The sequence below is a fragment of the Pseudodesulfovibrio alkaliphilus genome, from assembly GCF_009729555.1.
GTDB lineage: Bacteria > Desulfobacterota > Desulfovibrionia > Desulfovibrionales > Desulfovibrionaceae > Pseudodesulfovibrio > Pseudodesulfovibrio alkaliphilus.
Genome location: NZ_WODC01000008.1, coordinates 46,918 through 62,198, shown reverse-complemented (window position 1 = coordinate 62,198; position 15,281 = coordinate 46,918). Strand labels below are relative to the sequence as shown.

Genomic DNA, 15,281 nt, shown 5'->3' with positions numbered 1-15,281 from the left:
TGCCCTTTCGGGCGGCTCCGACAGGAACAATCCGCTTCCGAAAGGAAAAGATTCGGTGTATCTGGACAATGGCTCGGGGCGGGACCCGTTCTCCGCCCCGGTCTTCATGCCCCATAATGGGCAAGGTGGCAACAAATCCCTTCCGACCCGACACACGACGAGGAGAACGCATGATTCACCGATCCAAACAGTACATGATCGACGATCTTTCCATGCAGGAGTCCTGGCGACTCTTCAAGATAATGGCCGAGATAGTGGACGGGTTCGAGACCCTGTCCGACATCGGCCCGGCCGTATCCATGTTCGGCTCGGCCCGGGTCAAGCCGGATCATCCGCTCTACAAGCAGACCGAGCAGTTGGCCAAGATGCTTTCCCAGGCCGGGTTCTCGGTCATTACCGGCGGCGGCCCCGGCCTCATGGAAGCGGGAAACAAGGGGGCCTTTGAGAACGGCGGCGAGTCCATCGGTCTGCACATCCACCTGCCCATGGAGCAGCACAACAACCCGTTCATGAACGTCCGCTGCGATTTTCGCTACTTTTTCATCCGCAAGCTGATGTTCATCAAATACGCCATGGCCTATGTGGCCCTGCCCGGCGGGTACGGCACCCTGGACGAACTGGCCGAGGCCCTGGTGCTCATCCAGACCCACCGCATCAAGCCCTTTCCCATCGTCCTCATGGGCAGCGAATTCTGGGGCGGCCTCGTCGACTGGTTCCGCGACCAACTGGTGGCCAACGAATTCTGCAATGAAGAGGACCTGGATCTCTTCAAGATCACCGACGATCCCAAGGAAGCCGTGTCCTACATCAAAAAACACATCATCGTTTAGCCGGTCAGTCCCTGCGCCGTGAATGCCCGGACAAAGGCCCTGCTCTTCGGCCTGGCCACGGTGGCCATCTGGTCCACCGTGGCCTCGGCCTTCAAGCTCACCCTGCGCCATCTTGATCCGCTCCAGCTGCTCCTGTGCGCCTGCACGGCATCACTGACAGTCCTGGCGGCCATTCTGGCGGTCCGAGGCAGGCTTGGCGCGGCCCTTCGTGTTCCGGCCAGGGACATGGCCCGCTGCGCCCTGCTCGGCGCACTCAACCCGGCCCTGTACTACATGATCCTGTTCATGGCCTACGATCTGCTCCCCGCCCAGGAGGCACAACCTCTCAACCACACGTGGGCCATCACCCTGACCCTGCTCTCCGTGCCGCTGCTGGGCCAACGTCTCCGCCTTGTGGATGCGGCGGCAATCCTTGTCAGCTATACTGGCGTGTTGGTCATCTCCACCCACGGCAACCTGCAATCCATGACCTTTTCCGATCCCCTGGGCGTGGTCCTGGCCCTGGGGTCGACCATCATCTGGGCCTTGTACTGGATATACAGCACCCGCAGTACGCTCGACCCGGTCACCGGACTGTTTCTCAACTTCCTCTTCGGACTGCCCATCATTCTCGCTGCCACGCTGATATTCTCGGAACTGCCGCCTCCAAGCCCGGCCGGAATGCTGGGCGCGGCCTATGTGGGCGTCTTCGAGATGGGCGTGACCTTCGCCTTATGGCTGACGGCCATGAAATATGCGGCCATGCCCGACGGCGGCGGTACGGCCCGGGTGGCCAACCTCATCTTTCTCTCCCCCTTTCTCTCCCTGGTCTTCATCCATTTTCTGGTGGGCGAAGACATTCTGCCTTCCACCCTGACCGGGCTCGGCTTCATCATTGCGGGCAACCTGCTGATGCGCCTTGGTGCAAGGCGCAGCTGACAACGGCAAAATGGACCGGAAAGGCGCATCGCCCTTCCGGCCCGAAGAGAGACATCCTTCCGGGCGCCATCATCCCACACGCACATCAGCGGCGATGACGCCGATGATCCTGCCATCCCCGTCCATGATGGGACAGGACACGGTGATACAGCTCTCCCCCGAGGCGGAAGACTCGTAAACATCAGAGATGAAAAAAGTCCGACTCTCCATGGCCCCGGAGAACCAGGGCCGCGATGCCCAATGGGAGCCAAAGGCCCCTGCGTCCTCGCCATAGCCCGCGACCTTGCCGCCCATATTACTGACCAGTTGACGCCCCTTTTCGTCCGTCACGTAGAGAAGTTCTAGAAAATCATTCGCCTTAAGGACACGGCGCAGGGCGTCCTCCATCCTTGAGCGCTCGCGGGAACGCATATCGGCCGAGGCGGTCAATGCACCCAGCACCTCTTGCACCCGGCCCCGGCCCACCAGTCTGAACATGTCGGTCATGGTGGCCAGATCCTCCACCCGCTCGGTCAGGACGGCAACTGCCCTTGCCGCCTCGGCCATGGACTCTCCAGTGGCGGCCGAAATGGCATGAACCTCTGCAATGGTGCGGGTCACATCCTCGCTGGCGATCGACTGCTGGGACGCGGCCGAAGCGATGGCACGGATGCGGTCAGCGCTGGTCCCCGCGTAGGCGACGATCTCGTCCAAGGCCTCGCCCGACTGGTGGGCCAGAGCGGCGGCCTCGTCGGTCAAGACGCCCATATCCCGGACGCCGGACACGGTCTGGCGCACCTGATCCTGAATGCCCTCAATGGCCACGCCCACATCGCGGGTGGCGGTCATGGTTTTCTCAGCAAGCTTGCGCACCTCGTCGGCCACCACGGCGAATCCGCGCCCGGCCTCGCCCGCCCTGGCCGCCTCAATGGCGGCATTGAGAGCCAGAAGATTGGTCTGGTCCGCAATGTCCGAAATCACGCCCATGATCCGCCCCACTCCCTCGGCCTGACTGCCCAGGCCGGCCACTCGCTCGACCAGCGACCGCGAGTTGTCGGAGACCAAGCGGATGGAGCCAAGGGTGCGCGAGACCACCTCGGCCCCGCCCCGCGCGTACTCCATGGCCCTCTGCGCGTCCGCGGCGGCCGCTTCGGCGTTCGTGGCCGTTTCGGCCACCGAGGCATTCATCTCCTCCAAGGCCGAAGCAGCCTCGGCGATAAAACGCTGCTGGTCGGCCGCCCCCCGGCTGGCCGTGTCCGACGCCGCGTCAAGCAGCCCGGACTGACCGCGAATGGCCTGCACCGACACATCCAGCGACTCGGCAGCCGAGAGCAGCCCATGGCAGCGGGCCGCCTCTCCCTGTTCACGAGCCGCAGCAGCCATGTCCTGGGCGGACTTAACCTTGAGCGACGCCTCGCGGGCTACATTTTCGCTCTCTGTTGCCCTTTTTTCTAACTCACCAATGAAACTGACAATCTGGTGCACAGCTCCAGCCATCTTTCCAATATTGTCATCACCTGCCCTGGGCAGGGCCGTCCGAGATCCTCCGGCCGCGATTCTTTGCAAAGAAATTCCCAACTCACTGTATTTGCTTGCTGTCATACGCGACCAGACCACAGCGCCGAGCACTGTTCCGACCACGGCCAACAGGCCGGTACCGATCAAAGCCCAAGTCAGCAGGGCCACGCGGGCTGACAGAATTGTCACATCATCCGTTCCGGCCAACGCGGGTTCGGTCCAGGCAATCACCCCTGCGCACACCGCTACGACAGGTAGGAATCGAGCCACAAAAACGGTCTTTTCGATCATCATCTCTACACTTCCCCATTTGAATTTCACGCAATCGATGCGATGCCCAAGCAAATGCAGGGCCAAAACGCACATGCCATCACAAAGAATCGACGGCTATGCACGCTGTCTGAAATAGCAAATGAATTCAGTGAGAAGACAATTTATCTAGAAAAAGTCTAGACTATTGAGCGGCCGATTCTGACCGGGAATCCCGGCAGCAACGAGGGGAAAACTAGAGAAAATCCGGGTCAATGGAGGCTTTGCCTCCAGCCAGAATGAGTTTGAAGTAGCGGATGGTCCTGTCGTCCACGGGCACGATGGGAAAGTTTTCACGGCAGGCGTCGCACTGGGCCATGGCCGGACGCGAGGGCGCGATGAGCGGCACCTCACGGCTGCAATGGGGACAGGGGTAAAGAAAGATCAGCTCCATGCCCGCAGGCTTTACCGGAGTGAGAGGCTTCTTGGATGCGGACATGGATCTATCCTTTTCTAGCAAGGTTTCTGCCGGTCATGGCGGTGGGAGCGTCCACGCCCCACAGGGCGAGAAGAGTGGGCGCAATATCACCGAGGATGCCCGGATCAAGTACCGTTGTTTCGCCGCCCTCTTCGATGAGCGCCAAAGGAACGGGATTCGTCGAATGGGCGGTGTGGGGAGTGCCGTCTTCCGCCAGCATCTGTTCTGCGTTGCCGTGATCGGCAGTCAGCAAAACCCGACCGCCCAGACCGAGTACTGCGGCGACAATACGTCCGACGCAGTCGTCCACCACCTCGCAGGCAGTGCGGGCAGCATCAATGACGCCGGTATGCCCCACCATGTCGAGGTTGGCCAGATTGCACACGCACAGGTCATAGTCCGGCAGCCGCTCCATGAGCGTTTGGGTCACTTGCTCCGCGCTCATCTGCGGCTTGAGGTCATAGGTGGCCACCTCTCGCGGCGAAGGGATCATCACTCTGTCCTCGCCCGGAAAAGGCTCCTCGCGGCCACAATTGAGAAAATAGGTGACATGGGCGTACTTCTCGGTCTCGGCGATGCGCAGTTGGCGAAGGCCCAGCCCGGAAACCACCTCCCCCAGCGTGCCATCAAAACTCTGAGGCGGAAATGCGGCGGGCAGCGGCGTTCCCTCCTCGTAACGGGTCATGGTGGCAAACCCGGCCAGCCGGGGCACCGCGGGCCTGTCGAATTCCGCAAAGTCGGGGTCGAAGATGGCCCGGCTGATCTGACGCGCCCTGTCGGCGCGGAAATTGAAGAAGAAAAGGCCGTCACCGTCGCCGATGCTCCCATTCACCCCCGCGATGACGCCCGGCTTGACGAACTCGTCGGTCTGACCCGCCTCGTAGGCCGCCCGGATACCTGCCAGGGGATCGGCCATGGACACGCCCTGGCCGCTGACCAGGGCATGGTAGGCATCCGCATTGCGATCCCACCGCTTATCCCTATCCATGGCCCAGTAACGGCCGCAAACCGTGGCTACCCGGCCCACCCCCAATGCCTCCATCCTCTCCATCAACTGGCGTGTATATTTGAGGCCGCTGGAAGGCGGCGTGTCGCGCCCATCCAGAAAGACGTGGACAAAGACTTCGCCAACCCCCTGAAGCCGGGCCATTTCGAGCAGGGCGTAAACGTGGTTGCTGTGGCTGTGCACCCCGCCGTCGGAGACCAACCCCATGAGATGCAACCGCCCGCTCCCGGCCCGAGTCGATGCCATGAGTTCCTTAAGAACGGGATTCTCCATGAAGGAGCCGTCCTCAATGGCCATGTCGATGCGGGTCATGTCCTGATAGATGACACGCCCCCCTCCGATGTTCATGTGTCCCACCTCGGAGTTGCCCATGAAACCCTCGGGCAGCCCCACAGCCCGGCCCGAACAGGTCAACCGGGTGGACGGATGCCCGGCCAGCAGCCGATCCAGATTCGGCGTGGCGGCGCGGGTCACACAGTTTCCCTCTCCGTCCGGGGCGATGCCCCATCCGTCGAGAATGAGCAACAGGGTCTTTTTCGGCTTGGTCATGGGGGTCTCCGGCTAGGCGTTGCTGGCGATCCTGGGGGCCTCGGACCACATGCCCTCAATATTGTAGAACTCACGCGACTCGGCCTGGAAGATGTGAATGAGCACGTCGTTCAAGTCCACCAGAACCCATTCACCCGACTGATAGCCCTCCATGCCCAGGAACTCGAGGGAGTTCTCTGCTGCACGGGCCAGCAGGGCGTCAGCCAAGGCCTGGGCATGCTTCATTCCCCGGGCCGAGACCACAATGGTCGCGTCCGTGACCGAACTGAGCCCGCTCACATCCATGATGACGATGTCCGTCCCCTGCTTCTCATCAAGCCACCCGGCCAGGAGTCTGGCCTTGTCGACTGTGACCATTGTACTGAATTTGCTTTCTTTTTTCATACACCCAACATTCATGAGGTTATCACGACTCCGAGGCGTCGCCGAAATGACGGCCGACGATCAACTCGTCGAGGCTGCGTTTTGGCACATGATGCCTGCCGTCTGTGCCGCGCCAATACTCGATTTTTCCGTCCGGGGGAAGGGGCTCCACCGCCACCTCCTCGGCAGGGACGCCCAAGGCCAGCACCAGAAGTATCTCGAATGTCTCGGCCAGACCGAGGAGCTTCATCAGCTTGCTGCGATTGACGGTGCCGATGATGCAGCCGCCAAGAGCCATGTCCGCGGCACCGAGCATGATGGTCTGAGCCGCGATGCCGTGATCGCATCCGGGCGAATCGGCGATTGTCCTGTCAAGCAGGATGACGATATAGCCAGTGGGACGCTCGCCCGGCCCCGGCCCGGGCCAGTCCTTGAAATATCCGGCCCAACCAAGCAGCGGAAACATCGCGTCGCACAGCCCCCCGTCCGCCACCACCACATATTTCAGCGGCTGCAGGTTTCTTCCCGAAGGTGTCAGGCGGGCCAAATCCACCAGCCCTTCCAGGGCACGGCACCCCACAGGCCTTGACTCGTCAAAAATGCGCCGGGTACGGCTTGCGGCCACCAGTTCCTTGAAATCCATGTTTTTCCTCCTTCCGCCTCCTGACGCGAGGGCGTTGCGCCATCCCTGCACACAACCTTGCCCCAAGCCGCACCGCGAGTCCACCCCGCAAGCGTCCCGAATGCAAGCCCCGCCAGCCGGAGCAACCGCCGCAAACCCCATAACCGCTTGACTCGACGGGGCACATGAGGCAAAGTTCCGGCTATGAAATATTCCCAGCGGCCGCGCCATTTCCGGCTTGCGTTTTCCCACCGCAGGCCCCTGGATGCGGGCGGCGCACCACGACGATAGCGACCACGGGCTTGAGGGGCCGTGGTTTTTCCATTTCGATCATTGCGGCCGATCCGAGGCCAAGGAGGACCAGCATGATTTTCGACGTAAAATATGAAACCCTTCCCCGCGAGGATATGGAGCGGCTTCAGCTCAAACGGCTTCAGGCATTGTGCGAGCGCGTCTATGCCAACGTCCCTTTCTACAAGAAAAAATTCGACGAAAGAGGACTCAAGCCTTCTGACATCCGCACCCTGGCGGATGTCCGGCTGCTGCCTTTCACGGAAAAGCAGGATCTGCGCAACCACTATCCCTTCGGCATGTTCGCGGTCAACCGCGACCAGATCGTGCGTATCCACTCCTCCTCCGGCACCACGGGCAAGGCCACGGTGGTAGGCTACACCAAGCGCGATCTCAAGACTTGGGGCCAGCTTATGGCTCGCTCTTTCGTGGCCGCGGGAGCCACGCCCAAGGACATGATCCACAACGCTTACGGCTACGGCCTCTTTACCGGCGGTCTGGGCGCCCACTTCGGCGGCGAGGCCCTGGGCGCGGCTGTGGTGCCCGTCTCCGGCGGGGCCACCCGCAGACAGGTCATGCTGCTCAAGGATTTCGAGTCCGACGTGATCTGCTGTACTCCCTCCTATGCCCTGTTCCTGGCCGAAAGCGCTTCAGAAATGGGCATCGACATCCGCAGACTGCCCCTGCGTATCGGCATTTTCGGAGCCGAGCCCTGGACCGAGGAGATGCGGCGAGACATCGAGGCCAAGCTCGGCATCAAGGCCATAGATATTTACGGCCTGTCCGAGATCATGGGGCCCGGCGTGGCCATCGAATGCGAGGACGCCCAGGACGGGCTGCACATCCAGGAGGACCATTTCCTGGCCGAGACCATCGACCCTGACTCGGGCGAGGTGCTTCCCGCGGGCCAGGAGGGCGAGCTGGTCTTCACTACGCTGACCAAGGAAGGCATCCCTCTCATCCGCTACCGCACCCGCGACCTGACGCGACTCAACACCACCCCCTGCCGGTGTGGCCGGACCACGGCCCGCATGCGCCGAGTCACCGGCCGCAGCGACGACATGCTCATCATCCGGGGCGTCAATGTGTTCCCGTCCCAGATCGAATCCATCCTCATCGAAACAGAAGGGCTGACACCCCACTACCAGCTCATCATCGAACGCCAGGGCAACATGGACACCCTGGAGGTTCAGGTGGAGGTCAACGAATCCATGTTCTCGGATGAGATTAAGAATTTACAACGCGTGGAATCAAAGGTAACCAAGAACATCAAGGAATTCCTCGGCGTCACTGCCAGAGTCAAGCTGGTCGAACCCAAGACCATCGCCCGCTCCGAGGGCAAGGCCAAGCGCATCATCGACAAGAGGAACGAAGCCTAACCCGTCTGCACAAGCGAGGATACCACCATGAAAGTAGATCAACTTTCCATATTTCTTGAAAACCGCGCCGGCCGTCTGGCCGAGGTCACCCGCCTTCTGAGTGAGGCGGGCGTCAACATTCGCGCCCTGTCACTGGCCGACACCTCGGATTTCGGCATCCTGCGCCTCATCGTCTCGGACTTCGAGACAGCCAAGGCCACGCTCAAGGAAAACGGCTTCACCGTGGGCCGCACCTCAGTGGTGGCGGTGGAGGTCGTCGACCAACCGGGCGGACTGCACGAAATCCTCAGCATGCTCCAGGAGGACGGCATCAACGTGGAATACATGTACGCCTTTGTCACCCAAAACGGCGACAGGGCCGTACTTATCTTCCGCTTCGACCGAACAGACCAGGGCATCGAGCTGCTGCAAAAGAACGGCATCAACGTCATTGGCGGCGACAAGCTCTACGACCTCTGACCACCCTCGCCCACATCCAGGGGGAGCCTTCGGGCTCCTCTTTTTTGTTTGGGCGCCCGGCCCATCGATCAATGCGCTCCCCTGCCCGAGGCCCTTGACATGCGGCAGTTGACATTGTTTCGCCGCAGAAGTAGCGACTTGAAACGGAACTTGTTCAACTTGTTCATTTAGGAGATTTTTTGCCCCGCTCATTGTTGGAGAGTGCGCCGACGGCTTCGGACAAAAAAGCCGACCGCTAGGCGACTGCATCATCACATCCCTCCCGGCCGCGATCACCCGATTTGGCCGGTCCATTGCCTATCGAGCCGTGCGTTCGGCCCTGCTCTTTTGTCTTGCCCTTTGTCCGCAGCCACATCTTCACTCGCGACACGAATGCCCATGGAGCACCATGCAATTCCCAGTGCATGAGACAACTCCTCATTTTGCTTATACCACTTACGAGATACGAGCTGTAAGCCATGAACAAAGCAACGCAACAAAACGATTGTCATTTCATGAACCGAATCGGCTGGAGTTCTTTCTTTCATAACCAGCTTGAAACATTGGGCTACGACCTTAAGGACATAGCGCGTGTAACCAGTGTCAGGCGAGGGTGCTTTCTTGTCAGCCAAGGCATGGAGGAGATACTTGTCACTGCATCGGGCGCTCTGGCCCATCGGCAAGGCCCATATCCCGTTGCCGGGGATTGGGTTGTGCTCAACAACTCTGTCCTCAGCGCGGTGCTCCCGCGCAGGAACACCCTTGCACGGGGGGCGGCCGGGGCTCGTGGCAAACTCAACGGGGCAGCCAGGCGCGAGCAGGTGATGGCCGCCAACCTGGACACGGTGCTGATTGTCTGCGGCCTGGACCAGGACTTCAACCCGGCGCGCATGGAACGCTACCTTACCCTGGTCCACAATTGCGGACTCAGACCAGCCATTGTTCTGACCAAGGCCGACATCCATCCCTCCCCGGCCGACTGCAAGGCCGAAGCAGAGACCGTGGCCATAGGCGTGCCAATCCATCTGGTTTCGGCTCTGGACCCTTCCGGCCCGGTAGAACTCGAACCATACATCGCTCCCGGAAACACCATAGCCCTGATTGGCTCTTCCGGGGCGGGCAAATCCACCTTGGTCAACCGGCTCGCCGGCCAAGCGGTACGATCGGCCGGGGAGGTAAGCCAAAGCGACGGCAAGGGCAGACACACAACAACTTCCCGAGACATGTTTTTCATGCCCCAGGGAGGCATGGTCATCGACAATCCCGGCATTCGCGAAATAGCCTTCTGGGACGATCAGGGAGGCGTGGACGCGGCCTTCCCGGACATCGAACGCCTGGCACGGGACTGCCGCTTTTCGGACTGTTCCCACGCCCATGAGCCGGGATGCAGGGTCTTATCGGCAGTGGAAGGGGGAGAGCTGCATCCTGAGCGGTTAGCCAGCTGGAAGAAAATGCGGCAGGAACTGGAGTATGCTGCACAGCGCCAGACCAAAACCTCCGGGCGTATCGAAAAGGAGCGCTGGAAGGAAGTCGCCACCCTGGTTAAAACCATCAAAAAAGGAAGAAAGCACGGCGGCAGGTAACTCTCTGGCAGACGTTGAGAAAGGTTCGGGTGAAACGATGCGATTTAAAAACCGACGCGTATTGACAATGCGCGAGAGTTTGCCTTTTTTGAAACATCGGAGCAATCGGGCCTTTCTCAACAGCCAGAGGGCCGACGATCGCTTCGGTCCATGACATGGATCTTTTTCATCCGTCCCTTTACCCCGCCAGACCGCCGGGATATGGTGCCTCTTCATACCACGCAGACAGGGGATCCACATGACATTGCACGGCCTGGCCCGACACGGCGAGTTCGAGTGGCATCTGCCCATGACCAGCGGGATGCGCGTCCCGGCCATTGTCTTCGGCAGCCTTGAGCTGGTGCGGGCCATGGACGACAAGACCCTGACCCAACTGCGTAACGTGGCCTGTCTGCCGGGCATCGTGCGGGCGGCCATGGCCATGCCCGACGCCCACTCCGGCTACGGTTTCCCCATCGGCGGGGTGGCCGCCTTTGATCCGGCGCACGGCGGCGTGGTCTCCATGGGCGGCGTCGGGTTCGATATCTCCTGCGGGGTACGCACCCTGCTCACCGGCCTGACCCGCGACCACATCCTGGCCCGGCGCGAGGAACTGGCCGACGCCCTTTTCCGTGCCGTACCCTCCGGGGTGGGCCGGGGCGGAACCATCATCCTTGAAGGCGAAGACCTCGCGGCCATGCTTGAAGGCGGCGCGGTGTGGGCCGTAGGCCGGGGCTACGGCCAGCCCGCGGACCTTGGCCGCATCGAGGACGGCGGCCGCATGCCGGGAGCCGTGCCCGGTCACGTTTCGCCCCACGCCGGGAAACGCATACGCGATCAACTCGGCTCACTGGGCTCCGGCAACCATTATCTAGAGGTGCAATGGGTTGAAAAGATCCTCGACCCGGCCCGGAGCGCTGCCTTTGCCCTGAAGGAGGGAGATGTCGTGGTCTCCATCCACTGCGGCTCCCGAGGGCTGGGGCATCAGATCGGCCAGGACTTCATCGACGAGCTGGCCCCAGGCGGCAAGGCCCGGCGCAAGGGCAAGAACGCTGCTCCCAACCCGTATCTTCCGGTGCCCGACCGCGAGATGGTCTGTGCGCCCATAGACTCGGAGCCGGGCCGCCGCTATCTCGGCGCCATGCGCTCTGGCATCAACTGCGCCCTGGCCAACCGGCAGGTCATCACCCACCTCGTGCGCGAGGTCTTTGCCGACATCTTTCCAACCGCCCGGCTTGATCTGCTCTATGACGTGTCCCACAACACCTGCAGGGCCGAGAGCCACAGGGTGGACGGCAAGGAGAAAACCCTGTTCGTGCATCGCAAAGGGGCCACCCGGGCTCTCGGCCCGGGCCACCCCGACCTTCCCGCCGCCCTGCGCGGTGCAGGTCAGCCGGTGCTGGTCGGCGGGTCCATGGGCACTGCCTCCTATATCCTTGCCGGAACGACTGAAGGCGAGGCCAGGAGCTTTTCCTCGGCCTGCCACGGCGCAGGCCGGGTCTTGAGCCGCACCGAGGCCCGACGGCGCTTTGTCGGCCGCGATCTGATGGAAAGTCTGCGCCATCAGGGTGTGTTTGTCCGCACAATGTCGAGCCGGGGTATTGCCGAAGAGGCGCCGGGAGCGTACAAGGATATAGATGAAGTCACATCCAGTGCCGCCGGAGCGGGACTGGCCGCACCCGTGGCCAGGACACTCCCTCTGGTGTGCGTGAAGGGGTAAACGTGGCAAAAAGCGCAAGCCGGGATAACGGACACGGCGGTCAAGCCGGGGCGGGCAACGTCCCAGCCGCCCCGTCGCCTTCCGCCTTTGCCTCTGTCACGATGACGGAGCAAATCATCAGCCCCGGCTTCCTCAAATCCATGTCCGGCAAAACCGCCTTTCTCAAGCGCATGTTCACGGTATTCATCGCCCAGGAACCCAAACGGGTGGCCGAGATCAGAAACGCCCTGGAATCGAGCGATGTGGAACGGCTGCGCCATCTGGCCCACGCCCTCAAGGGCGGCGCGGCCACCATGGGCGTGGAGCGCGTCCGCGACTGTTGTTTGATGCTGGAAAAGGCCTCAAAGGCCGAAGACATGATAAGCGCCAAGGCGCACCTGGACGAACTTGAAAAGGAAATGCGCAACGCCTACGCCTTCATGTTCAATTTTTTGGCCGAACGCTGACACACATCCCTCCCGCAGCCGCAAGGGTCAATATCCCGCACCGCGCCGCAGCGGAGCCCGCCCGGCACCGGGCCAGATCCGCACCAGACCGAACCCTGCCCGCAAAGCGGCCCACAGCATCGTAATCCACCAGATGACCACCAGCACCTGGGCGGGCTGCACCAGCTCCAGCGCCCAGATCAACGCCCCGCAAAGAACCGAGGACGCCACCATAGCGTTCCTGAGGTAGCGAAAATCCCCTGCTCCCCAGTGGATGCCGTCTGTGGCAAAGGAGAGAGCGCCCACGGGCTGCATCAGGGCGACCACGACCCAGGCCGGACCGAACACGGCCATGGCAGAGGGCGGGACCAGCAGCCAGGCCACTCCCGACGTGGCAGCGAGCATGGCGCAACCAAGGACCACGCCAGTACAAAGACTCCACAGGCAGACCCGCCCGGCCACACGGCGGGCCTGACTCAGCTTGCCCGCACCGAGGAAATATCCGACCAGGGTTTGGCCGGTGATGGCAAAGGCGTCGAGAAACATGGCCGTGAAGATGAAGGTCTGGCGGATGGCCTGATAGGCCGCCCCCTCGTCGGCCCCGGCCTTGTTGGCCACCCGGGTGCACAGGGCCAGAAAGACCAGCAACACGCCGGTACGCACAAAGAGGTCGCCGCCTATGCGCACCAGCTTGGCCGCGCCAGCGCCCCGCACCCGGCGCGTCAGCCCCAGCCGGGTCGAAACGGCGGCCAGAACCCAGATGGCTCCGACATACTGACTGATGGTGCTGGCGATGGCCGCCCCGGCCACGCCCAGGGACGGCACCGGCCCGACGCCAAAGACCAGCAGCCAGTCGAGCAGCACGTTAAGCGCGTTGATTCCCACAGCCACAAGCAGCGGCGTACGCATGTCCTGCACCCCGCGCAATGCGCCGAAGCATGTCAGACACACCAGCACGGCGGGCGCACCCAGCAGTCGGTAAAACATGTACTCGCGGGAATGCCCCGCCACTTCGCCCGTTGCCCCGAGCAGAATAGCGAAGTCGTCGAGGAAGGGCATGGAAACAAGCGCCAGAAACAAGCCGATACATGCAGCGATGAAGGCGGCCAGTGAGGCCACCTTGGACGCATGGCCTCGATCGCCGCGCCCAAGGGCCTGGGCCACTTCGGTCTGGGCACCGATGCCGAGAAAGGCGAAGGCCCAGAAGATGGAAGAGAAAGCCACGGTGCCGATACCCAGAGCGGCCACCGGCTCTGAGCCGGGCAGCCGGGCCACAAAGGCGGTGTCGGCAAGCCCTGTCAGCGGCTCGGCCACCAGGGAAAAAAGCACGGGCACCGCCAGGCGCAGGAGCGTCCTGTCCGGGGCCGCAACAAAGGGATGCGCACTGCGAGCGGACTGCATGGCCTGTTTTCCTCCCAAGGCAAACGCTGACCACAAAACCCGGCCCGAGGCAAGCATGGCTGTTCCACTTCCCGAAAAAACCTGCTACCCCGAAGTCATGGAATCCACTGACGTTCAATTCCTGCTTACCCTGTTCAGCATCACCTACACCTGCATCGAGCTGGTGGCCATCGCCACGGCGGTCCGGGCCGTGCGCGACACCCGCACCCCTCAGGGTTCCATTGCCTGGGCCATCTCCCTGGTCACCTTTCCGTTCATCACCTTGCCGCTGTACTGGATATTCGGCCGCAGGAAGTTCCACGGCTATGTGGAGGCCATGCGCGTGGGCGAAAAACGGTTTCGGGAAATGGTCAGAAACCGCCACGACCTGCCTCGGGTCCGGGCGCTCTCGGCCCGGCACAGGCCGGATGCGCCGCGCTGCTCCTTCGAGCATCTGGCGGGCATCCCTTTTGTCGGCGGCAACGAGCTGGAATTGCTGGTGGACGGCGAGGCCACCTTTGAGGCCGTCTTCAAAAGCATCGAATCGGCCCGGTCCTATGTGCTGCTCCAGTTCTTCATCGTCCGGGCCGAAGGCCTGGGAACCCGCCTGCGCGACCTGCTGCTTGGCAAGGCGGCCCAGGGTGTACAAATCAAATTCCTCTACGACGAAATCGGCTGCCACGACACCCCGGCCGACTTCTGGCGCTCCATGAGCGCGGCGGGCATCGAGGTTCGGCCCTTCCATACCAGGCGTGGACGCGGCAACCGCTTCCAGCTCAATTTCCGCAACCACCGCAAGATTGTCATCGTGGACGGCCACACCGCCTTTGTGGGCGGCCACAACGTGGGCGACGAATACCTCGGCCTCTCCAAGAAGCTCGGCCATTGGCGAGACACCCATCTGCGCATCAGCGGCCCGGCCGTGCTCGGCGTGCGCTTAAGCTTCACCAAGGACTGGTATTGGGCCACCCGCGAGCTCTACGTCCAGGATCTCTCCATGCCGAAGACAGTGGGCAAGGCCGACGTGCTGACCCTGGCCACCGGCCCCACCGACAACCTGGAAGCATGCTCCCTGATGTTCATCCGGGCCATCAACGCCTCCAAAAAGCGCTTCTGGATCGCCAGCCCCTACTACGTGCCGGACAGCGCGGTGACCAAGGCCCTGCAACTGGCCTCCATGCGCGGGGTGGACGTGCGTATCATGCTTCCCAGAAAGGCGGACCACCTGCTGGTCTACTTGGCCGGATACTCCAGCCTGCACGACTTGAGCAGCGTGCCCGGCATCCGCGTCTACCGCTACATGGACGGCTTTCTGCACGAGAAGGTCTTTCTGGCCGACGACGAACTGGCCGGGGTGGGCACGGCCAACCTCGACAACCGCTCGTTCCGCCTCAATTTCGAGATGACCATGCTGGTGGAGGACCGCGCCTTCTGCGCCCAGGTGGAGCAGATGTTCCTCGCCGACTTCAAACGCTGCGTGGAAACAGACACCGACGAATACGCCCGCAAGAGCGTGACCTACCAGACCGCCGTCAAGTTCGCCCGGCTGCTGTCGCCGATATTGTGAGGCGGGC

The 15,281-nt window shown here is 62.2% G+C and carries 14 protein-coding genes; 8 read left to right on the top strand and 6 right to left on the bottom strand.

What is annotated here, in order from left to right:
- Positions 1-173 precede the first annotated feature (173 nt).
- Both GKC30_RS11990 and GKC30_RS11985 read left to right on the top strand, forming a co-directional pair.
- Positions 174-830, top strand: coding sequence for an LOG family protein (locus GKC30_RS11990; protein ID WP_367614132.1), 657 nt, complete (start codon positions 174-176; stop codon positions 828-830).
- An 18-nt stretch (positions 831-848) separates the two neighbouring features.
- Positions 849-1,748: a DMT family transporter gene (locus GKC30_RS11985; RefSeq protein ID WP_367614118.1), complete on the top strand. Its 900-nt coding sequence runs from the start codon at positions 849-851 to the stop codon at positions 1,746-1,748.
- A 69-nt stretch (positions 1,749-1,817) separates the two neighbouring features.
- Here GKC30_RS11985 and GKC30_RS11980 read toward each other — a convergent pair whose 3' ends face one another.
- The 5 genes from GKC30_RS11980 to GKC30_RS11960 form a co-directional block, all read right to left on the bottom strand.
- Positions 1,818-3,224 carry a methyl-accepting chemotaxis protein gene (locus GKC30_RS11980; RefSeq protein WP_231117151.1) on the bottom strand — a complete coding sequence of 469 codons (1,407 nt, stop codon included), beginning with the start codon at positions 3,222-3,224 and terminating at the stop codon, positions 1,818-1,820.
- A 526-nt stretch (positions 3,225-3,750) separates the two neighbouring features.
- Entirely contained in the window at positions 3,751-3,993 is a 243-nt protein-coding gene (locus GKC30_RS11975; protein ID WP_155934985.1) for a hypothetical protein, read from the bottom strand.
- Positions 3,994-3,997: 4 nt separating this feature from the next.
- The gene (gpmI, locus tag GKC30_RS11970) at positions 3,998-5,527 is read right to left on the bottom strand and encodes a 2,3-bisphosphoglycerate-independent phosphoglycerate mutase (RefSeq protein WP_155934983.1); all 1,530 of its coding nucleotides are present in this window, start codon (positions 5,525-5,527) and stop codon (positions 3,998-4,000) included.
- A gap of 12 nt (positions 5,528-5,539) precedes the next feature.
- Positions 5,540-5,884: a ribosome silencing factor gene (gene rsfS / locus GKC30_RS11965; protein ID WP_367614117.1), complete on the bottom strand. Its 345-nt coding sequence runs from the start codon at positions 5,882-5,884 to the stop codon at positions 5,540-5,542.
- Between the two features lie 49 nt (positions 5,885-5,933).
- A complete protein-coding gene (locus tag GKC30_RS11960) occupies positions 5,934-6,533 on the bottom strand; it encodes a nitroreductase family protein (RefSeq protein ID WP_155934979.1) in 600 nt (199 codons plus the stop codon).
- 344 nt (positions 6,534-6,877) lie between these two features.
- Between GKC30_RS11960 and GKC30_RS11955 the strand changes: the two genes are divergently transcribed.
- The 5 genes from GKC30_RS11955 to GKC30_RS11935 all read left to right on the top strand — a co-directional run bounded on the left by GKC30_RS11955 (position 6,878) and on the right by GKC30_RS11935 (position 12,348).
- Positions 6,878-8,182 carry a phenylacetate--CoA ligase family protein gene (locus tag GKC30_RS11955; protein WP_155934977.1) on the top strand — a complete coding sequence of 435 codons (1,305 nt, stop codon included), beginning with the start codon at positions 6,878-6,880 and terminating at the stop codon, positions 8,180-8,182.
- A 27-nt stretch (positions 8,183-8,209) separates the two neighbouring features.
- Positions 8,210-8,641, top strand: a complete 432-nt coding sequence (locus tag GKC30_RS11950) for an ACT domain-containing protein (RefSeq protein WP_155934975.1) — start codon at positions 8,210-8,212, stop codon at positions 8,639-8,641.
- 494 nt (positions 8,642-9,135) lie between these two features.
- On the top strand, positions 9,136-10,203 hold the full coding sequence (rsgA, locus tag GKC30_RS11945; RefSeq protein ID WP_231117150.1) for a ribosome small subunit-dependent GTPase A: 1,068 nt from the start codon (positions 9,136-9,138) through the stop codon (positions 10,201-10,203).
- Between the two features lie 238 nt (positions 10,204-10,441).
- Positions 10,442-11,902: an RtcB family protein gene (locus tag GKC30_RS11940; protein ID WP_155934971.1), complete on the top strand. Its 1,461-nt coding sequence runs from the start codon at positions 10,442-10,444 to the stop codon at positions 11,900-11,902.
- A 101-nt stretch (positions 11,903-12,003) separates the two neighbouring features.
- Positions 12,004-12,348, top strand: a complete 345-nt coding sequence (locus tag GKC30_RS11935) for an Hpt domain-containing protein (protein WP_155934969.1) — start codon at positions 12,004-12,006, stop codon at positions 12,346-12,348.
- A gap of 27 nt (positions 12,349-12,375) precedes the next feature.
- Here the strand turns inward: GKC30_RS11935 and GKC30_RS11930 are convergent, their stop codons facing one another.
- Positions 12,376-13,728: an MATE family efflux transporter gene (locus GKC30_RS11930; protein WP_155934967.1), complete on the bottom strand. Its 1,353-nt coding sequence runs from the start codon at positions 13,726-13,728 to the stop codon at positions 12,376-12,378.
- A 55-nt stretch (positions 13,729-13,783) separates the two neighbouring features.
- On the opposite strand from GKC30_RS11930, the gene cls reads away from it, so the two are divergent.
- Entirely contained in the window at positions 13,784-15,274 is a 1,491-nt protein-coding gene (gene cls / locus GKC30_RS11925; protein ID WP_231117149.1) for a cardiolipin synthase, read from the top strand.
- The last annotated feature ends 7 nt before the right edge of the window (positions 15,275-15,281 follow it).